The following is a 19123-nucleotide window of genomic DNA, read 5'->3' on the forward strand; positions in this document are numbered from 1 at the left end:
TTGACAGTTTTTCAAGGTATTACCTCTTTATGTTTTTAAATTTATATTTCTTACCTGTTTAAAATTTTTGTCCAACAATTTATTTTTTGTAGTACAATAGAAACATCATTTTTTAGAAGGTTGTTTATGGAATACAAGTTTAGCAAAAATAAAAATATTTTCTTTCTTGGAATAACAGACGGAATACCTATTGCAATGGGGTATTTTGCAGTATCTTTTTCACTTGGTATAATGGCTACAAAATCAGGATTATCACCGTTTCAAGGTCTTGTTGCAAGTTTTTTAAACAATGCATCAGCAGGAGAATACGCAGGCTTTTCAATGATTGCCATATCTTCATCATATATAGAGATAGCCGTTATTACATTTATAGCCAATGCGAGATATCTTTTAATGAGCATTGCAATGAGTCAGAGAATAAAAAAAGACACCCCGCTTCACCATATATTTATCATTGCACATATGCTGACTGACGAGGTTTTTGCCGTATCCATTGCAAGACCGGGCGATATAAATCCATACTACACATTCGGAGTAATGCTTGTTGCCTCACCTGCATGGTCTTTTGGTACCTTCTTTGGCGCCATAGCAGGTAATGTATTACCGATTCGATTGGTCTCGGCATTCAGTGTGGCACTTTACGGTATGTTTATTGCTATAATAGTTCCTGCCGCAAAATCAGATAGGATAATACTTTCGCTTGTCATTATAAGCTTTGCACTCAGCTATATATTCTCCTTTGATTTTTTCCATATATCGGAGGGAATAAAGACAATACTTTTAACTGTTATAATATCTGCTTTGGGAGCAATATTCTTTCCTTTAAAGAACGGAGTAGCCGATGAATAAATGGATTTATATTTTTATAATGTTTACAGTAACCTATATGATAAGAGTCTTACCTCTTACAATTATAAGAAAAAGGATAAAAAACATTTTTATAAGATCATTTTTATATTATGTTCCATATGTGACTCTATCTGTAATGACCTTCCCTGCGATATTAAATGCCACAATGTCAAAGACAGCCGCAATGATAAGCTTTATTGCAGGTATAGTTGCCGCATGGTGTGGCGCAAATCTTTTTAAAGTAGCTCTTTTATGCTGTATCCTTGTGTTTGTTATTGAATATTTTATTGCATAAAAACAGGGCCAACCAGCCCTGTTTCTTAGCCTCTTAACCTGTATCCTACACCCCAGATAGTTTCTATAAATTGAGGTTTTGAACTGTCAAGTTCTATTTTTTCTCTTATATTTTTGATATGTACGGTAACTGTTGAGATATCTCCCATCGATTCCAGCCCCCATACCTCCTTAAATAAATCTTCCTTTGAATATACCTTGTTTGGATGTTTTGCAAGAAAATACAGTATATCAAATTCCTTTGCAGTCAATGTCTTTTCATTGCCGTATCCCCATACTCTTCTGGAACCGGCATCTATCTTTAAATCCCTTATTTCAATAATATCCTTATCTGATGCCGCAACTCCGGCAAGCCTGTCATATCTTCCGATATGAGCCTTTACTCTGGCTACAAGCTCACTTGGTGAAAAAGGTTTGGTCATATAATCATCCGCACCCAACCCCAGACCTCTTATCTTATCGATATCATTCTTTTTTGCACTGACCATAATTATAGGAATTTCTTTTACAGCTCTTACCTGCTTGCATATCTCATATCCATCCATTCCGGGCAACATTAAATCCAATAGTAAAAGCTCATAATCTTCACTCAATGCTCTTTCAAGTCCTTCTTTACCATTAGTTGAAATATCAACCTCAAAGCCGGATATCTCCAAATAATCTCTTTCCAGCTCGGCTATGCTTACTTCATCTTCTATTATAAGAACTTTGCCCATTTTATATCTCCTACTTCTTTAACTCTATGCATATATCGGTTCCAATGCCGGGCTTTGACATGGCAACAATGCTTCCTTCATGATTTTCTATCACCTTTTTTACAATCGAGAGGCCTATTCCGCTGCCTCCGGGCTTACTGTTTCTTGATACATCACTTCTATAAAATCTCTCAAAAATATGTGGCAGGTCTTTTTCTTCTATACCTCTGCCATTGTCCGAGATTTCTATATCTATAGCATCAACCCTCTCTCTAATTCTAAAATGTATTTCCGGATTCGCCTTATCCATATATTTTACCGCATTTGCAATTATATTATTCAAGGCACGCTTTATCTGTTCCCTGTCAATATCTATCATTGTATAGGAACCCACATTGACTATATATACTAATTTTATCTTTATTGTTTCAAGTTCCGAACACAAATCCTTTACATACTCATCAAAGAAATTTTTAACATTGATTTTTTCAAAATTATAGCTGACCCCCTTTTCAGCCACCTGTGAATAGTAAAGTAATTCATCAATCAATGTTGTCATATCATTAGTCTTATTATATATTGTATTCAAATACTCATGTACCTTTTGCGGTGATGCGGCAACTCCGTCAAGTATTCCTTCCACATAACCTCTTATAGCTGTCAGCGGTGTCTTTAAATCATGCGAAATATTACTTACCATCTCTCTGGTTGAGTCCTCAGAAAGTCTTTTTTCTTCTTCATCTTCCTTTAATTTTATTCTCATTCTTTCAAAATCGGTATATAAAAAAGGAATTTCCGAAAAATCTTTTTCGTCCAGTTTATAGTCCAAATCTCCATCGGCAATCTTTTTTGTAGCAATTTGTAATTTATCCAGCGGAATAAGTATTCTTTTATAAATCCAAATCCACATCACAATTGCCACTATATCTATAATTGCCACCAAAATGGTAAGCCATATACCTATATTGCCGGTGGTATCATAATTCATACTGTATATAAGGAGTATCGAAGGTATAATTATTATCAGGCAAAATATAGAAAATAAACCTGAGCCTATTTTCATCAGATAGCCTTCTTAAGTTCTTCCACCTTGTCAAGTTTTTCCCATGGAAGATTCAAATCATCTCTTCCGAAATGACCGTATGCGGCTGTCTGCTTGAATATAGGTTTTCTAAGATCAAGCATTTTTATAATTGCAGTAGGTCTGAGATCAAAATGCTTTCTTACAAGCTCAACTATTTCACCATCACTTATCTTGCCTGTTCCGAATGTATCGACTGCAATAGAAGTAGGATGTGCTACACCTATAGCATAGGAAAGCTGTATCTCACATTTTTTTGCAAGTCCCGCAGCCACAATATTTTTTGCAACATATCTGGCTGCATATGCTGCCGATCTGTCAACCTTAGTGCTGTCCTTACCTGAAAATGCTCCACCGCCATGTCTTGCATAGCCGCCATAAGTGTCAACTATTATTTTTCTTCCTGTAAGTCCTGCATCTCCATGAGGTCCGCCTATAACAAATCTGCCTGTAGGATTTATAAAATACTTTGTATTCTCATCCACCATATCCTGAGGAATAATTTCATCAAATACATATTTCTTTATATCTGTATGTATCTGCTGCTGCTCCACATCCTCATCATGCTGTGTGGAAAATACCACTGTATCTATTCTTACAGGTTTGCCCTCCTCATCATACTCTACAGTAACCTGAGTTTTTCCGTCAGGTCTCAGATAATTTAAGGTTCCGTCCTTTCTTACCTGTGTAAGTCTTTTTGCCAGATTATGTGCAAGATATATCGGATATGGCATAAATTCCTCTGTTTCATCGGTAGCATACCCGAACATAAGTCCCTGGTCTCCCGCACCATTGTCCTCATCATCCTTATCAATATGCTCTCTTGATTCAAGAGCCTTATCAACACCCATTGCAATATCGCTTGACTGTTCATCCAGTGCTACAAGCACACTGCAAGTATCACAGTCAAAGCCGTATTTTGCTCTGTCATATCCGATTTCTCTGACAGTTTCTCTGACAATTTTTTGTATATCCACAGTTGCCTTTGATGAAATCTCTCCCATTACAATCACCATTCCTGTAGTTGTCGCTGTCTCACAAGCCACTCTGGAATTCGGGTCCTTGCTTAAATAAGCATCCAATATTGCATCCGATATCTGATCGCACATCTTATCAGGATGTCCCTCAGTAACTGACTCTGAAGTAAAAAATCTTCTCTCTTTCATTTCTCTCCTATCTTTTACACTTATATCTAAAAAAGTCCACCAACTGGTGGACTAAGGCTTCCACTCATTGCTCGATTTCTCGCTCAGGTTGGCACCTTCCTAAAAGGGGTTGCCGTGACATCACAGATCCTTAACTCTCCGTCACTCTTAATAAGTGTATATATAATACCCATATGGGCAAATTTATTTTGTTACAATCATAGTATACCATTTTCATATAGTTATGTAAATATTTAATTTTGATACTAAGATTTACGTATCATATTTCACGTCTTCTTCAGCAACCATTAGCAGATCTTGTTCTGTATTATTTGTATACGTAAAAACATTATGATTCTCTTCAAAGCTGTAATTATCAGTCCAAAGCTCGCACTGTGTCATAACAGTCTGAACGGCATCATCCATTCCTTCAGGTGGATATTTATGTTTTTTCAAAAGCTTTTTTATCAGCATACGCATTTTAGCTCTTGCCGACTCACGCTCCTGCCAATCAATGGTCTTATTCTTACGTAGAGTATCCGCAAGTTCTTTTGTGATTGCAATCAACTCTTCATTTTCATAAAAATCTTTGATTGCTTGTGGCTTTGTTAATGCATCATAGAAGGCAAGCTCGTCAGCAGTAAGCCCGAGTTTATCACCTTCTTTTTGATCTGCCGCAATCTGTTTTGCCAACTTTAACATTTCTTCTATAACTTCTTCATTGGTCAGCATCCCGTTAAGATACGCATTGATAGCACGTTGCATAATCTCACTGAACTTTTCGGATTTTACAATATTTGTTCTACGATAAACCGAAACTTGCTCTGCAATCAATTTTTTCAACAGTTCGACTGCAAGGTTCTTCTCTTTCATATTTGCGACTTCCTGAAGAAACTTTGGGTCAAACAAAGAAAACTCCTCTTTGATGTCGGAAAATAAATTTATTACGCCATCACTTTTAATACTCTGTTTTAAAAGTTCATTTATTCTTGCATTCATTTCCGGTAAGGAAATCTTTTTACCAACGCCGGTATTGGTAAGCCTTAAAACAAGAACTCGAACAGCCTCAAAGAACGCTGCTTCAAATCTATTATCTTCATCAACTAAGGATGAACAAAGAGAAAGGGCTTGATGAAGCATAAGGGCTTCTTTTACGAAGGAATCTTTATCATCAACTTTTTCTCTGCTTATGATAAAATTCACAGCACCGCTGATAGTTTTTGCTCTTTCAAGGTCTGTACCATTGATAAACTTTGTGTAATCATATCCATGAAACTTATCACGGCAAACTGATAATTTCTCCAAGAATTTCGGATATGCAACCTTTGCAACATCTGTATCGCCATAGTTCTTTTTATCACGAGAAGTATAGTCATTCATTGCCTGCTTAAGAGCAGTAGCAATTCCAACATAGTCAACAACAAGCCCGCCTTCTTTATCACGAAATACACGGTTTACACGAGCGATAGCCTGCATAAGATTGTGCCCTGACATAGGCTTATAAACATACATAGTGGCAAGAGAAGGAACATCAAACCCCGTCAACCACATATCAACAACAATAGCAATCTTCATAGCACTGTTGTTATCTTTGAATTTCTTTGCAAGTTCATTCTTATGGTGCTTATTACCGATAATCTGTCGCCATTCTTCCGGGTCGTTGTTCCCTGAAGTCATAACAACTTCCACTTTTTCAATCCAAGTCGGGCGCAGTTCCAATATTTTCTTATAAATTTTCATGGCAATAGGGCGAGAATATGCAACAATCATCGCCTTACCGGTAAGCAGGTTCTCTCTGTTATTTTCATAGTGGTCAAGAATATCACAAACAAGCGAATTTATGGTATTATCATTTCCAAGCACTGCTTCCATCTGACCAAGCTCTCTTTTGCTCTTCTCAATTACTTCCTCATCTGCATTAAGAGCCATTAAATCATACTCTGCATCAATTAATTTCAAAGTAGTTTCATCAAGATTTAGCTTAATAACACGGCTTTCATAATACACAGGGCGAGTTGCTCCGTCTTCAACCGCTTGTGTCATATCATAGATGTCAATATAATTACCAAAAACCTCACGGGTACTGCGATCCTTTGATGAAATAGGTGTTCCTGTAAATCCGATATATGTAGCATTCGGGAGCGTATTACGAATAATTCTTGCTGTACCGATAACTCGCTTTGCTACTTCATTGCCATCTTCATTCTTTGTAATCTTAATCTTTTCAGCAAGTCCGTATTGTCCTCTATGTGCTTCATCAGCCATAACTATAATATTGTGACGTTCAGACAAGGCTTCATTCGATTCCTCAAATTTCTGCATCGTAGTAAAGATTATTCCGTTTGCCTGTCTTCCGGCAAGCAAAGTTTTTAGATTCTCTCTACTTTCTGCTTGTAACGGTTCTTGCCTTAAAAAGTCTTTGCACTTTGCAAACTGACTATAAAGCTGGTCGTCAAGGTCATTTCTATCGGTGAGTACAACAATAGTCGGACTATCTAATACCTCCTGTAAAAAATGAGCATAGAAAACCATAGAAAGCGATTTGCCGCTTCCTTGTGTATGCCAAAACACACCACCTTTACCGTCAGTAACAGTAGCGTGTTTTGTTGACTCAACCGCTTTTCTTACAGCAAAATACTGATGGTATCCGGCAAGAATTTTATAGGTGTTAATCCCCTCATTAGAAAAGCAAATAAAGTTCTTGATAATATCAAGTAATCTTTCTTTTTTGAATATACCCTCAAAGAAAGTATCAAACTGAGCATACTGAGTATTCTCATAATTACCATCTTTTGTTTTCCACTCCATGAAGCGGTCTTCACCTGAAGTAATTGTCCCGGCTTTTGATGTCAACTGATCGCTCATAACACAAATTGCATTATAAATAAACATGGAAGGAATTTCCTGCATATAGTTACGAAGTTGCCTATACGCTTCGGATGCGTCTGTTTCTTCACGAGAGGGAGATTTCAGTTCAACCAATACGATCGGCAAGCCGTTTAAAAAAAGAACTACATCAGGACGTTTTTTGCTATTCTCAATAAAAGTCCACTGATTAGCAAGGACAAAAGAGTTATTTTCGGGATTTTTATAGTCAACAAGATAAACGATAGAAGAACGTTCCTCGCCGCTAACAAAATATCTTACCGGAATACCATTTTGCAAATAGTCCATGAAAACAGAGTTCTTCTGCACAAGCTCACCGTTTTCAAAGTTTTTAAGTTTGAACATGGCATCCTGAATAGCGTCATCCGGTAAACCTCTATTCAAACGATATAGAGAATCGAGCAAAACTTCCTCATATAATGGATTATAAAAATCCCTTTCAATATCGGGACCGTACGCGTATTCGTATCCCAAGTTATTTTGAAATAATTCAATTATTGAGTTTTCGTAGTCGGATTCGGTGTATAATCCCGGCATAAATTCCTCCTTTATAGATTTATTTTAATGTAATTCTTTTTTATTCAGTCTCTCGGTTGACGACATATTATAAACAATAATTTAGAACAGCAGTTGCAGACATTATTTAGAAATCAATTCTTGACACAAAAGTTCTTACCTGATGGCTGGACAAGAGCCACATTGGGAGAGGTATCACTAATGGGAGTAGGAGGTGACAAGCCAAAAACTGTTTCTGATACTCAAACTGAGAACTGCCCGTATCCCATTTATTCAAACGGAATCAGCAATGATGGGCTTTATGGTTTCACCAATGAATGCAAAATCAAAGATGAAAGTATTACAGTTTCTGCAAGAGGTACTATTGGCTTTGTTTGTTTACGGCATATACCATATACGCCGATAGTTCGCCTCATTACCCTTATACCAAAAACGGATGTGCTGTCTGCGAAATACCTTTATCTTTGGTTGAAGAATATGCATATCCATGGGACTGGCACTACACAACAACAGCTAACTGTTCCTGATTTTCGTAAAACTGATATCATTCTGCCAACAAAAGAGGAAATGACTTTATTTACAGATACTATCACCCCGCTTTTTGAAGCAATATGGGAAAATCAGGCTCAAAACTTGAAGCTTTCTAATACGAGAGATGCTTTGCTTCCAATGCTCATGTCTGGCAAACTGGATATTTCCTACCTTGACCTTTAAGCCACTAAATTATTGTTTATTTCATTATTTTGTTTTATTTTCTCATCTATTGAACTAAGAACAGCTACAATCTTTTCCTGTGTTTTTCTATCAGGAAGAAGCAGTTCTAAATTTTCAATATCTGAAGGCTTAATAGAAGGATAAGCTGACACACTCTGTTCCGCAATCGCTTGTAAATGTTCTGTGACTTCCTTTTGCGTCAAAGCATAATAAATGTAATAAGGAACTGCTTTCTCAAAATCAACATCAATTACCGTAAATCCTGTTGATACTAAAAAATTCTCAGGTTGTTTTTTAATAATTCCATAGTGCAACTGGTTTGGTCTTACAGTTGAGTAAATAATACTATTCAATTTTACTTTTCTTCTCGCTCTACTTGGCAACTTATCCATTGAAGTGTTGATATACTGTATTTCATCAATCTTATTCATTGTAATATTTCCGGTATCCAAGTAGTTTACAAATTGCCAATCCTCTTTTGGAGAATAAGTGCTTTGATTTGTTAAAACAATCTTACCAAGTCTAATTGTCTGCCATTCAGCCATAACCGTTTTCCTCTCTAACCGATATATTTTCTATGAGCAATCTTAACATTGCTTTGTTTGACCATTGCGTATTGCAAAGTTGTATCTATCTTTCTATGCCCTAAAAGCTGTTGCAGTTGCTCAATGGGCATTCCTTTATCTATCGCCATAGTTGCAAGGGTACGCCTGAATTTGTGCGGATGCACCTTGTGCAACCCTAATTTTTTTCCATATTCCCTTAATCTCACCTCAACCCCACCTATTTTCAGCCTTTTATGAGGCTCTTTCAATGATACAAACAGAGCCGGGTTATCATCTATTCTACTGTTAAGATAATTCTGCAAGTGAATCTTTGTTCTTGCATCAAAATAAACAACTCTCTCTTTACTGCCTTTGCCAAACACAATACATTCTCTCTCGTTGAAATCAATATCATTTCTGTTAAGCAACACCATTTCACCTACACGCATACCGGTTGATGCAAGCATATCTATTATTGCTAAATCTCTTAGTTCTGTACAATTATCACGCATAAGTTCTAAAGCTTCATCGGAATAGGTCTCCTTTATGTTTGTGCCGGTTTTAACTTTATGTATACGTCGTACCGGACTTTTCAGTATGTAGTCCTCATCCTCCAACCAAGCAAAGAAACTTGAAAGAATACGGCGGATATTGTCTATTGTAACTTTACTTGATTTTTTCTTTTCCTGATATTCTGTCAGGTATCCCCTAATGTCGTCTGTAACTATATGTTTGACATCTTTTTGTAGTTCATCAAGCATAGCTTCAATCGTAGCCTTGTAGTATTTAAGAGACTTTTCGGAACAACCCTCTATGCGTTTTGCCGATAAGAACAGTTCTACAAAGTTTTGCTTTGAAGTCTTCCCTTGTTTTTGCTTTTCTTTTACCTCATAGTCTGCAAAGACATATTGCAAAACCTCCTGCAACCTTTCGTTTTGTGCGTTGTTCAAATATGGCAACATGCCTTGAACAATGTCATTTATTAAGTTTTGTTTCATCGTCATTTCTCCTTTTTTATTGAGAACTGACAAGCAACGGCTGTTCTTTACATTGACTTCTGCCGCTGATAGAAGTTTTTAGTTACAAATCACTTGTCTTAAATGTAAAATAGTCTTCGTAATAATAGCTGTGATCAATACCTTTCATATAAATCTCACAGTCATTGATTTTTTCTGTCAGTGCTTGCTTTAATATATATTTGATTTCAATAGTTTTAACGGGACTGCGTTCCATAGCAGAAAGGTAATCCTCCTTATCTACACGACTCCAATCAACAACTTTACCTAACTCTTTTTTCAAAATCAAATCAAGCCAAATTCTTGTACTTCTACCATTTCCCTCACGAAAAGGGTGTGCAACATTCATTTCTACATATTTTTCTATAATTTCATCATATGTTGACTGTGGCATTTTTTCGATATTTTCAAGAGATGCTCTCAAATACATAGGCGGAGCAAAACGGAAATTACCTTTTGCAATATTAACAGTTCTTATTTGTCCGGCGAAATCATAAATCTGATCAAATAAGTATTTGTGTATTTCAGCAAGAGATTTGAAAGTTCCGTGTTCAAGATTATTTAAATATCCGCTTTCAAAGAGTTCTATTGCTCTTTTTTTACTTATTTTTTCTTCAACTTTAGCTAATTCTACCGAATCAGTAATGCCAAGTTTATTCTCTAATGTCATGGCAACTTCCCTTTCTATATTTTCATGATAGTTATTATAAATAATACTTGAGCAAGTCACAGACTTGCGATGCTTATTGACCGTAGGGCAATAAGATAGTTTAGACTCTGAATAGCTGGTAAACAATAATTGAGCAAGTCGCAGACTTGCGATGCTTATTGACCATAGGTCAATAAGATAGCTTGAATTCTAAATAACAGGTAAACAATAATTTAGAGCAGCAAGCTCAGGCTATATTCAAAGAATACTTTATAGACAATCCTGAAAACAGTAAATGGTCAACAGGAACATTCTCTGAACTCATTAAGTCAACCTTAAATGGTGACTGGGGAAAAGAAGCACCGACAGGTAATAATACTGAAAAAGTTTATTGCATTAGAGGTGCTGATATTCCCGAAGTAAAATCAGGTAATAAGAGCAAAATGCCTATGAGATATATTCTTCCGAAAAACTTTGTCGACAAACAGCTTACGGTAGGCGACATTGTTGTTGAAATCTCAGGAGGTAGTCCTACTCAATCAACTGGAAGATGTACAGCTATAACTCAATCATTACTTGACCGTTATGATAGCGGTATGGTTTGTACAAATTTCTGTAAGGCAATGAAACCCAAAGAAGGATACAGTCTGTTTATTTACTATTATTGGCAATACATGTATGGTAAAGGTGTCTTTTTCTCTTACGAAAACGGCACAACAGGGATTAAAAATCTTGACTTTTCAGGCTTTATTGAAACTGAACCTATTTTAATTCCGCCCGTAGATAAGATTGTCGTATTTGATGATTATTGCAAATCAATTTTTAGTCAAATTTTCACCAATGGTAAGCAGAATGAACATCTTGCTATGCTCAGAGACATACTTTTACCAAAGCTTATGTCCGGCGAACTTGATGTCTCAAACCTCGACCTTTAAGCTGCTAATATACTCAAAAACTGCTCTGCAGCTCCCTCGTTACTGCCTCTGTCAGACACCTTGCCATCTGTGTGCAAGCATTCGTCCGGCTTCGGTGTCTGCCTACGCTGCTTCGCAGCTATCCGTGCGTTGCACGGATGAGGCGGTAAATTATTGTTTATCACATTATTCAGTTCGATTTTTTCATCAAACGACTTCAAAATACTTGCGATTTTCTTTTGTGTCTGCAAATCAATCATGGGAACTTCATATTGCATTATAGAGGTTTTATCACCTCTTGGCATTTTTGTCCCTTTTGATGTTGTCATCGAATATGTGAAGAAATTATCATCTGCAAGTACATAATACAAGAAATTTCTATCTGTATTAGATTTGGCAACAAAGACTAAAACATCATTGGAACAACCGCCATCATATTTAGCTTTCCATATTTTTTTGAAATATGGACGAATATTAGAAACAAGGATATCACCATTTTTATATTCTTGAGTTAAAGCAACGCTCGGTAAAGAACTCGCTTTAATAATTCCGCACTTATTTGGCAACATATTTTCTGTTGATATGTAGTTTTTCGTATTTAAGTTTTCTACTTCAACTTTTCCTTTGCGAAAACTGCAAATATCTGAAAGCTTATATTTCATACCCAATCGCCCCTAACTTCTTTCTAATTTCCTCTTCCAACTCATGAGACTTTTTAAACATATCTGACAGCTCCAAGGTCAGCCTTGTCATCTTTTCTTCAAAGGGCTCTCCATCATCTTCCTGTTCTTCAATCCCCACATATCGACCTGGGGTTAAAATATAGTCATGCTTTGCTATATCTTTTATCGTAGCAATAGCCGAAAATCCTTTTTTCTCATCCAATGCTCCATTTTGAAAATCTTCAAAAGTCTTTGCCAACAAGTCAATATCTCCAAGGCTTCCGTCTTCTTGTATCCCTTCCGTAAAGTCTCTATGTTTCCTATCAACCATATATCCCATTTTTCTGGCATCAATAAATAGAGTCTTTCCTTTTTGCTTTTTATTTTTAGTGATAAACCACAGTGTCACAGGAATAGTAACACTATAAAACAGCTGTGTCGGCAAAGCTACAATTCCCTCAACAAGATCATCCTCTATAATCTTTTTTCTTATTTCTCCTTCTCCGGAAGTTTGAGTTGATAATGCTCCGTTCGCAAGTACCAATCCGATTTTCCCATTTGGTGCTAAGTGGTGTATCATATGCTGAATCCATGCATAGTTTGCATTCCCTGACGGTGGCATTCCATACTTCCATCTGACATCATCTTTTAATTTATCCGCTCCCCAATTAGAAAGGTTAAACGGTGGATTTGCCATAATGAAATCAGATTTTAATGTCTTATGAATATCATTAAAAAATGTATCTGCATGATAAGGACCGAAATTCGCATCAATTCCTCTTATTGCCATATTCATTTTTGCCATCTTCCATGTATCTGCATTGGATTCCTGTCCATACACAGAAATATTTCCTCTGTTATCACTGTGAGCCTGTACAAATTTTTCACTCTGTACAAAAATACCACCACTACCACAACAAGGATCATACACACGACAATTATTAAACGGTTTCAATATGGCAACAATAGTCTTTACAATGCTTGAAGGCGTATAAAATTCACCGCCCTTTGTTCCTTCATAGGCTGCGAACTGAGCAATACAATATTCATATGTCCTGCCCAATAAATCTTTACTTGCCTCTGTTCCATCCATTTTTACTTCATTGGTAAATAAGTCAACAACTTCCCCCAATACTCTTTTATCTAAATCAGGGCTGGCATAATTCTTAGGCAAAACATTTTTTAAAGTCGCATTTTCTTTTTCGATTGCCCTCATAGCATTGTCAATTACTATACCAATTTCAGCTGTATGTGCAGCAGAAGAAATCTTGCTCCAACGAGCCTCTTCCGGCACAAAGAAAATATTTTCTTCTGCATATGCATCTCTATCGTTCTCAAAACCATCACCTTCTTCCAAAAGTTCCTCGTAACGCTTTTCAAAGGCACTGGATATATAACGAAGAAAAATAAGTCCAACAATCACCTTCCTATATTCAGCGGCAGGAATATGCCCCCACAGAACACAAGCTGCATCCCAAATTTGTTTTTCAAAGCCTATATTTGCATTGTTTTTTCCGGCCATTATTTATTCTCCATACTCTATAAATTCTATAATATTGTCCAAATCTGTATTAAAAACCTTACTAACCCACACCATTACACTTTCATTGTCACCAAATAAAATGTGTATATTAGTTTTTCAAGTGGTCCATTATAAATTCAAACAATTGGCTTATATATTTTAGCATATTTCAAATTATTAACATAGCATATATTATAAATAATGAAAAAGCCAACGTATCCCAAAGTCTACATAGACTTTATTATATTTTCCCCTTGACAATGAAAGTATACAGTGTATACTAACATTGTAGACAGTGTATACTTTTAGAAGAGGCGAATATGAAAAGAAATACGGAAAAATTGAAAGAAGATCTTATTTTAACCGGGGTGGAAGAAATAAAGCAATCCGGAATTGATAATTTATCGCTTAGAACCATAGCAAAATCCTGCGGAGTGACTCATGGTACTCCTTATCGCCATTTTGAGAGCAAGGAAAATTATTTGAATGTTGTATTAAAGCATATTTCAACCTTACTTGATAATGAGCTTGTTAAGGATATGGATATAAAGCAAAGTGCAGGAGAACAGCTGGTTCAAATGGGACTTAATCTGATAAATTTTTCAAAGAAATATCCTTATTTCTTTGAGGCATTATTTATCAAATTCCCGTTTAAATATATGAAATTCACAGAAAATACCATTTCAGACACCTCTGATTTCCCGGGATTTTCAAAGTTTAAGCATATTGTGCTGATGCTTCGAAAAGAGGAAAACTTTACAAATAGCGAAGCCGAGTCTCTGCTTCATTTTTGGAGTTTTATCTCCGGTCTTGCTGTAATCTCAGGAAGCCCTATGGGAAATGAACTTGATAATGTAACCATACAAAGTACTATCAGGCATATGCTTGATATCTATATTAAAGGAGAAAGAAAATGAATATTTTGATTATTTACGCACATCCAAATTGTAAAAGTTTTAATAATGCAATATTAAAGCAGGTGGAAAGTTCTATTCCGTCTACACATAAGATTAAAACCATAGACTTATATAAAGAAAATTTTGATCCGGTGCTGAAATTTGATGAGGAAAATAAAAGGCGTGATCTTGCAAAAAGTCCGGAGACTTGCAAATATCGTGATATGATCAAAGAAGCCGATAAGCTTATCTTTATCTTCCCTATATGGTGGAGCGGTATGCCTGCTATTTTAAAGGGCTTTATTGACAGAGTGTTTGTATCAGGTTTTGCTTATTCTTATAAGAAAATAGGACTTGAAGGGCATTTAAAGGGCAAATCAGCATGGATTATCACTACTATGGATGCACCTGCCATTGCACTGCCATTCTGTAATGATTACGGCAAGGTTTTAAAAAATCAGATTTTAAAGCCCTGCGGAATCACACCGGTCAAATTAACCACTTTAGCTCAGGTGGAATCCTCATCACAGGAAAAAAGGAAACTCTATTTGGAAAAAATATCCGTTATGGCTACCCGTATCTAAAATCATAGGCTGTAAAAAATACTGTAAATAAGATTTTCTGTGATAATAAAGAATGAAATTCATTAGTCAGGATTTTCACCGCCTTTATACATCTGACCGTTAAAAAGGGTATGTCCCGATTAAAAGTCCTACTTTCACGATATACCCTTTACTTTTTTATAAATATTATTTAATCCACTTTATAAATGCTGTCTTATCGGCACAATTATAGCCTGCATTTTTATAAACGTTTAATGTAGATTCATCCTTTGAGCCTGTTAAAAGCATCATCTTATAGCAATTCTCTTTTTTAGCTATCTCTCCGGCAAAATTTAAACATTCACTTGCATAGCCACTGCCGCGATAATTTACATGAGTAACCACATTTTCTATAAATGCATAGCTCCTTGCATTTCTTGTTAAATTCGGAATTATAACACAGACACAGGAGGATACTATTTTTTCGTCTATTTCATTAACAATAATATGATGGTTCTCATCTTTTATAATGCTAAGCCAGACCTCCTCAAGATGCTTTGACATCTCCGGCAAACTGCTCTCATGTAAATGTAAATACAGTTGGAGTAAATCATTTAATTCATTTTCTTTTATCTCTCTTACCATTTAATCTCCTGTATATATAAGATTTTTGCTATAAGACTTATATTTCAAAAAATTCACTCACTCTTCCCGCATTTTCTTTTGTCCATGCTCCTGCCCATAAAAGCTTTCCATTCTCCAAAAAAATCAAATAATCACAGCATTCCTTTAAAAACTCCGGATCATGAGTTATAATAAAGCTTGTTCTTCCCTCAGCTTTTAAATGCTTTATGATTTCAGAAACTTCCAACATATGCTCATAGTCAAGACCACTTGTCGGCTCATCAAAAATCAATATTTCCTTATCACTTGCTATTGCACTGCCAATTGCCACTCTCTGTTTTTGACCTCCCGAAAGAGAGAGTGGATGTACATCACAAAACATCTCCAGATTCAGATCTTTAAGTATTTTCTCAGCATTTTCTTTTGCGATCTCATCATCTTCTTCCATACTTAAAATAACTTCATCCAAAACACTTTCCGTAAACAACTGGTGATTTACATCCTGCATTACCATATAACTTAGATTTTTCCAATCCTTTGCCATAATAATACCGGATTTATAGTTTAAACTTCCCTTTACCCTTTTTTCAAGTCCGCATATCATCTTTGCAAGAGTGGACTTACCTGCACCATTATACCCTAAAACTCCTACAATTGCACAATATGGAACTGTTATATTAGGAATATCGATAAATTTTCTTTTCCCATAAGAAAATGAAATATTATTAAAACTGAAGTTGTTTTTATTACTGTTTTCATCATTCCTTTCCTCAAATTTGACCGGATAAACGGAACGAAGCCCCATTTGATGCAATTGTGTTTCTTCAATTTTTTTAAATTCATTAATAGAAAAGTCATTTACAATCCTTCCGTCCTTCATATAAATGACTCTGTCCGCAAGCTCCATCAGATAATACAGCCTATGCTCAGCAATAATAACCGTCTTACCTTGCTTTTTCCAATTTCTTATTACCTCCTTTAAATCAGAAATAGTATGAAGATCCAAATTTGAAGATGGTTCATCAAGGATAAAAATTTCCGGTAACATTGCTGCAACAGATGCACATGCAATCTTTTGCTTTTCACCTCCTGACAAAGCGAAAATATCTCTGTCAAGAAGATATTCCATATTTAAATCCTTGGTTATACGTCCTATTCTTTTATATATTTCTTCTCTTGATACACCGATATTTTCGCATCCGAAAGCAATCTCTCCGGTGGAGTCCACACTAAAAAACTGAGAACGAGGATTTTGAAAAACGGAGCCTATTTTTTGTGACAATTCGTATAATGTCAATTCAGATGAATCTATGCCGTCAATAAGTATATTTCCTTTGAGCTCTCCCGGATAATATGCAGGTGACAGCCCGTTAATCAGTCTTGTAATTGTAGTCTTACCGCAACCTGAAGCACCGCAAAGAATCACAACCTGCCCGGGCAAAATCTCCAGATTTATATCATAAACACCGGCACTATGCTCTACAGTATTATAAGAAAAAGATACATTTTCAAGTACAACCATACTATTTATATTCTCCCCATTATTGTCCATATAACTAATACGCCTATGAGAATAGCCATACCTGCATCCCATATTCCAAATCTCAGCTCAACCATACATGTCCTTTTTTTAAGTCCACCAAGTCCTCTTGAAAGTGCTGCCGCTGAAAGTTCTTCGCCTATCTTTGCAACAGACATCATCAGTGGAACCAATCTGTATTCCAAAATCATTGACGGGTTTTTCAGGAATTTTTTGGTTCCGAATCTTATCTCTCTCATCCTCATTGCATTACTGATAGACTTATTCTCCTCTGCCAAGGTCGGAACAAATCTAAAAACGACCGAAACAGGAATAATAAATGCCTCCGGAACATGCCACAAATTCATTGCGGATATAAACTCATTCGGCTTTGTTGATTTTATAATATAATAACCAAACATAAATACAGGGAAAAATCTAAAAATAAGTTCTACAATAAGTCCTAAAATCATAGAAATCAGATATGGGAATTCAAACTTTCCTCCATATATTTTTACAAAGATTGCAATTACAAATAAACCTCCGTAAATAAAAGCCGGACGATATCTCTTATCTGAAATTAATAAAAAAATAGGAATAAATACAAGTATTGAATTCAATATAAGATTCTTATGAACGAAAAAAATCAAAGTTGCAAGTACAAGCATAACAAGTACTTTAGTACGGGGATCAAGGTATAATCCCCTATGTTTTGGAGGCTCATAAATTATATTTTCTTCCATACTATGCAATTCCCGCTCTCTCAAAATGCTTTTTTAACATTCTTCTGCCAATAAATGCCCCAAGAATTGAAGAAATAATAATACAAACCAATGCCACAAATCCCATCCATGGCGGCATAAATTTTGTTACTTCCATTACATATTTCTCACCCATAGCTTCTCGAACACCTGCCATATAAGTCTCTGTCATCAGCCACATCGGTGCAGGAAGCCCCAGCATACTGCAAGAAAAAATTACAAATCCAAGAATATTCATGCTGAACTTTTTATATTTTCCCGCTTTCATAACAAAGTCGGAAATAAGTCCCAACACAATAAAGCTTACAGTCGGAATCCATGTATATCCCATAATATACCAAAATATACCGATAATAACCGCCATAATACTTACCATTCCGAACTTTTCCACTTTAGTCAAAAATAACATAAAAGGTATCCCTGTAATAAGCGGAACCAAAATAAACAGCAGAGGATAAAGGAATGGGATTGCATTAATCATTCCCACTGTAAAAAATACTACAATATAAATTGCCGTATATACACCTACATGAATCAAATCTTTTGTCTTTAAACTATCACTTTTCATACAAATTCCTCCTAGAATTTATTTATCTAATTTATGATAACTTAGATTGCATACTTAGTTATCTTTGAGTCAAAAATATGCCACATATTGTGACAATCCTAGATTTGAAGCAGTTTCCTCCATCCTGCCGTAAAAAAACTCGACAGACTTTGAACAGAATCCAATGCTGTTTCTTTACTGAAATCATGTAAAACCGTTTCAAAAATACAGGCATAATATGCATGTATAATCATATGTAACTCATTCTTTGCAACACGATTATAAGAAATCCCCTTTTCATCCAGTGCTTCATACATACGATACATACTGTTTAATTCACGCTCAACAATGCGGTCAATATAGTTATTATATTCCGTTCCGTCCGAGCAGCAAATTATAAGCTTAAATGTATCGAAATGCATATAAATATAGTGTATAAATTCTCTTATAGCATCTGAAGAAATATTCCAGATTTCATCCGTATTTCCCGTATCTATATTATCAAAGCATTTATCTTCAGCTCTATCAAATCCGGATAAAAGACCGGTTGCCACATCATCTACAAGTTCTCGAAAGATGGAAGACTTGTCCTCAAAATGCCTGTAAAATGCACCTGTAGTAACTCCTGCCTTCTTACAAAGCTCCCTGAGATTGGTCCTTTCATAACCATTTTTTAAAAAAAGTTCCTTTCCACTTTCTAATATCTTTTTATGTGTGATATCATATGCTCCGTTTGACATACTTTT

The 19123-nt window shown here is 35.7% G+C and carries 20 protein-coding genes and 1 riboswitch; of the genes, 6 read left to right on the forward strand and 14 right to left on the reverse strand.

The window, feature by feature from the left end:
- Positions 1-126 precede the first annotated feature (126 nt).
- Complete coding sequence (locus J4O15_RS09410; protein WP_009220842.1) at positions 127-849, forward strand: AzlC family ABC transporter permease; 723 nt, start codon at positions 127-129, stop codon at positions 847-849.
- A complete protein-coding gene (locus J4O15_RS09415) occupies positions 842-1144 on the forward strand; it encodes an AzlD domain-containing protein (protein WP_009220841.1) in 303 nt (100 codons plus the stop codon). Before J4O15_RS09410 ends, J4O15_RS09415 begins: the two co-directional genes overlap by 8 nt.
- 25 nt (positions 1145-1169) lie before the next feature.
- On the opposite strand, the gene J4O15_RS09420 is transcribed toward J4O15_RS09415, so the two are convergent.
- From J4O15_RS09420 to J4O15_RS09435, 4 genes are all read right to left on the reverse strand, one after another.
- Positions 1170-1859 (reverse strand): response regulator transcription factor, encoded by a 690-nt coding sequence (locus tag J4O15_RS09420; RefSeq protein ID WP_009220840.1) that lies wholly within the window; start codon positions 1857-1859, stop codon positions 1170-1172.
- A 10-nt stretch (positions 1860-1869) separates the two neighbouring features.
- The gene (locus tag J4O15_RS09425) at positions 1870-2901 is read right to left on the reverse strand and encodes a sensor histidine kinase (RefSeq protein WP_208100572.1); all 1032 of its coding nucleotides are present in this window, start codon (positions 2899-2901) and stop codon (positions 1870-1872) included.
- The gene (metK, locus tag J4O15_RS09430) at positions 2901-4085 is read right to left on the reverse strand and encodes a methionine adenosyltransferase (protein ID WP_208100573.1); all 1185 of its coding nucleotides are present in this window, start codon (positions 4083-4085) and stop codon (positions 2901-2903) included. Before metK ends, J4O15_RS09425 begins: the two co-directional genes overlap by 1 nt.
- Positions 4086-4146: 61 nt before the next feature.
- A riboswitch (SAM riboswitch) is annotated at positions 4147-4242 on the reverse strand.
- 95 nt (positions 4243-4337) lie between these two features.
- Positions 4338-7487 carry a type I restriction endonuclease subunit R gene (locus J4O15_RS09435; RefSeq protein WP_208100574.1) on the reverse strand — a complete coding sequence of 1050 codons (3150 nt, stop codon included), beginning with the start codon at positions 7485-7487 and terminating at the stop codon, positions 4338-4340.
- A gap of 120 nt (positions 7488-7607) precedes the next feature.
- On the opposite strand from J4O15_RS09435, the gene J4O15_RS09440 reads away from it, so the two are divergent.
- Positions 7608-8180: a restriction endonuclease subunit S gene (locus J4O15_RS09440; RefSeq protein WP_279546046.1), complete on the forward strand. Its 573-nt coding sequence runs from the start codon at positions 7608-7610 to the stop codon at positions 8178-8180.
- On the opposite strand, the gene J4O15_RS09445 is transcribed toward J4O15_RS09440, so the two are convergent.
- The 3 genes from J4O15_RS09445 to fic form a co-directional block, all read right to left on the reverse strand.
- Entirely contained in the window at positions 8177-8725 is a 549-nt protein-coding gene (locus J4O15_RS09445; protein ID WP_243762024.1) for a restriction endonuclease subunit S, read from the reverse strand. The two genes, J4O15_RS09440 and J4O15_RS09445, sit on opposite strands and share 4 nt — an antisense overlap.
- A 14-nt stretch (positions 8726-8739) precedes the next feature.
- Positions 8740-9723: a site-specific tyrosine recombinase/integron integrase gene (xerA, locus tag J4O15_RS09450; RefSeq protein ID WP_208100576.1), complete on the reverse strand. Its 984-nt coding sequence runs from the start codon at positions 9721-9723 to the stop codon at positions 8740-8742.
- A gap of 82 nt (positions 9724-9805) precedes the next feature.
- Positions 9806-10411: a protein adenylyltransferase Fic gene (gene fic, locus J4O15_RS09455; RefSeq protein WP_208100577.1), complete on the reverse strand. Its 606-nt coding sequence runs from the start codon at positions 10409-10411 to the stop codon at positions 9806-9808.
- A 428-nt stretch (positions 10412-10839) separates the two neighbouring features.
- Here fic and J4O15_RS09460 point away from each other — a divergent pair, with 428 nt between their 5' ends.
- On the forward strand, positions 10840-11325 hold the full coding sequence (locus J4O15_RS09460) for a hypothetical protein (RefSeq protein ID WP_208100578.1): 486 nt from the start codon (positions 10840-10842) through the stop codon (positions 11323-11325).
- Here J4O15_RS09460 and J4O15_RS09465 read toward each other — a convergent pair.
- Together J4O15_RS09465 and J4O15_RS09470 are read right to left on the reverse strand one after the other, a co-directional pair.
- Entirely contained in the window at positions 11322-11966 is a 645-nt protein-coding gene (locus tag J4O15_RS09465; RefSeq protein ID WP_208100579.1) for a restriction endonuclease subunit S, read from the reverse strand. The two genes, J4O15_RS09460 and J4O15_RS09465, sit on opposite strands and share 4 nt — an antisense overlap.
- Positions 11956-13488 (reverse strand): type I restriction-modification system subunit M, encoded by a 1533-nt coding sequence (locus J4O15_RS09470; protein ID WP_208100580.1) that lies wholly within the window; start codon positions 13486-13488, stop codon positions 11956-11958. The genes J4O15_RS09465 and J4O15_RS09470 overlap by 11 nt, the downstream gene beginning before the upstream one ends.
- Positions 13489-13808: 320 nt before the next feature.
- Between J4O15_RS09470 and J4O15_RS09475 the strand changes: the two genes are divergently transcribed.
- Together J4O15_RS09475 and J4O15_RS09480 are read left to right on the forward strand one after the other, a co-directional pair.
- Positions 13809-14405 (forward strand): TetR/AcrR family transcriptional regulator, encoded by a 597-nt coding sequence (locus J4O15_RS09475; RefSeq protein WP_208100581.1) that lies wholly within the window; start codon positions 13809-13811, stop codon positions 14403-14405.
- Positions 14402-14968 (forward strand): NAD(P)H-dependent oxidoreductase, encoded by a 567-nt coding sequence (locus J4O15_RS09480; RefSeq protein WP_208100582.1) that lies wholly within the window; start codon positions 14402-14404, stop codon positions 14966-14968. Before J4O15_RS09475 ends, J4O15_RS09480 begins: the two co-directional genes overlap by 4 nt.
- A 165-nt stretch (positions 14969-15133) precedes the next feature.
- Here J4O15_RS09480 and J4O15_RS09485 read toward each other — a convergent pair whose 3' ends face one another.
- The 5 genes from J4O15_RS09485 to J4O15_RS09505 all read right to left on the reverse strand — a co-directional run bounded on the left by J4O15_RS09485 (position 15134) and on the right by J4O15_RS09505 (position 19117).
- On the reverse strand, positions 15134-15571 hold the full coding sequence (locus J4O15_RS09485) for a GNAT family N-acetyltransferase (protein ID WP_208100583.1): 438 nt from the start codon (positions 15569-15571) through the stop codon (positions 15134-15136).
- Positions 15572-15608: 37 nt separating this feature from the next.
- Positions 15609-17102 (reverse strand): energy-coupling factor ABC transporter ATP-binding protein, encoded by a 1494-nt coding sequence (locus J4O15_RS09490; protein ID WP_243762025.1) that lies wholly within the window; start codon positions 17100-17102, stop codon positions 15609-15611.
- On the reverse strand, positions 17078-17812 hold the full coding sequence (locus J4O15_RS09495; RefSeq protein WP_208100584.1) for an energy-coupling factor transporter transmembrane component T: 735 nt from the start codon (positions 17810-17812) through the stop codon (positions 17078-17080). The genes J4O15_RS09490 and J4O15_RS09495 overlap by 25 nt, the downstream gene beginning before the upstream one ends.
- Position 17813: 1 nt before the next feature.
- Positions 17814-18398, reverse strand: coding sequence for an MptD family putative ECF transporter S component (locus tag J4O15_RS09500; protein WP_008750996.1), 585 nt, complete (start codon positions 18396-18398; stop codon positions 17814-17816).
- Between the two features lie 98 nt (positions 18399-18496).
- The gene (locus J4O15_RS09505) at positions 18497-19117 is read right to left on the reverse strand and encodes a TetR/AcrR family transcriptional regulator (RefSeq protein ID WP_208100585.1); all 621 of its coding nucleotides are present in this window, start codon (positions 19115-19117) and stop codon (positions 18497-18499) included.
- Between the last annotated feature and the right edge of the window lie 6 nt (positions 19118-19123).

This window comes from Lachnoanaerobaculum sp. Marseille-Q4761, assembly GCF_017565785.1.
Classification (GTDB): Bacteria; Bacillota; Clostridia; order Lachnospirales; family Lachnospiraceae; genus Lachnoanaerobaculum.

Coding starts and splice junctions, on each gene's coding strand:
- J4O15_RS09500 (WP_008750996.1), bottom strand. CDS start 18,398: ATGAAAAGTGATAGTTTAAAGACAAAAGATTTGATTCATGTAGGTGTA.
- J4O15_RS09475 (WP_208100581.1), top strand. CDS start 13,809: ATGAAAAGAAATACGGAAAAATTGAAAGAAGATCTTATTTTAACCGGG.
- J4O15_RS09480 (WP_208100582.1), top strand. CDS start 14,402: ATGAATATTTTGATTATTTACGCACATCCAAATTGTAAAAGTTTTAAT.
- J4O15_RS09435 (WP_208100574.1), bottom strand. CDS start 7,487: ATGCCGGGATTATACACCGAATCCGACTACGAAAACTCAATAATTGAA.
- J4O15_RS09415 (WP_009220841.1), top strand. CDS start 842: ATGAATAAATGGATTTATATTTTTATAATGTTTACAGTAACCTATATG.
- J4O15_RS09420 (WP_009220840.1), bottom strand. CDS start 1,859: ATGGGCAAAGTTCTTATAATAGAAGATGAAGTAAGCATAGCCGAGCTG.
- J4O15_RS09410 (WP_009220842.1), top strand. CDS start 127: ATGGAATACAAGTTTAGCAAAAATAAAAATATTTTCTTTCTTGGAATA.
- fic (WP_208100577.1), bottom strand. CDS start 10,411: ATGACATTAGAGAATAAACTTGGCATTACTGATTCGGTAGAATTAGCT.
- J4O15_RS09470 (WP_208100580.1), bottom strand. CDS start 13,488: ATGGCCGGAAAAAACAATGCAAATATAGGCTTTGAAAAACAAATTTGG.
- J4O15_RS09485 (WP_208100583.1), bottom strand. CDS start 15,571: ATGGTAAGAGAGATAAAAGAAAATGAATTAAATGATTTACTCCAACTG.
- J4O15_RS09495 (WP_208100584.1), bottom strand. CDS start 17,812: ATGGAAGAAAATATAATTTATGAGCCTCCAAAACATAGGGGATTATAC.
- J4O15_RS09505 (WP_208100585.1), bottom strand. CDS start 19,117: ATGTCAAACGGAGCATATGATATCACACATAAAAAGATATTAGAAAGT.
- J4O15_RS09445 (WP_243762024.1), bottom strand. CDS start 8,725: ATGGCTGAATGGCAGACAATTAGACTTGGTAAGATTGTTTTAACAAAT.
- J4O15_RS09425 (WP_208100572.1), bottom strand. CDS start 2,901: ATGAAAATAGGCTCAGGTTTATTTTCTATATTTTGCCTGATAATAATT.
- metK (WP_208100573.1), bottom strand. CDS start 4,085: ATGAAAGAGAGAAGATTTTTTACTTCAGAGTCAGTTACTGAGGGACAT.
- J4O15_RS09490 (WP_243762025.1), bottom strand. CDS start 17,102: ATGGACAATAATGGGGAGAATATAAATAGTATGGTTGTACTTGAAAAT.
- J4O15_RS09460 (WP_208100578.1), top strand. CDS start 10,840: ATGAGATATATTCTTCCGAAAAACTTTGTCGACAAACAGCTTACGGTA.
- J4O15_RS09465 (WP_208100579.1), bottom strand. CDS start 11,966: ATGAAATATAAGCTTTCAGATATTTGCAGTTTTCGCAAAGGAAAAGTT.
- xerA (WP_208100576.1), bottom strand. CDS start 9,723: ATGAAACAAAACTTAATAAATGACATTGTTCAAGGCATGTTGCCATAT.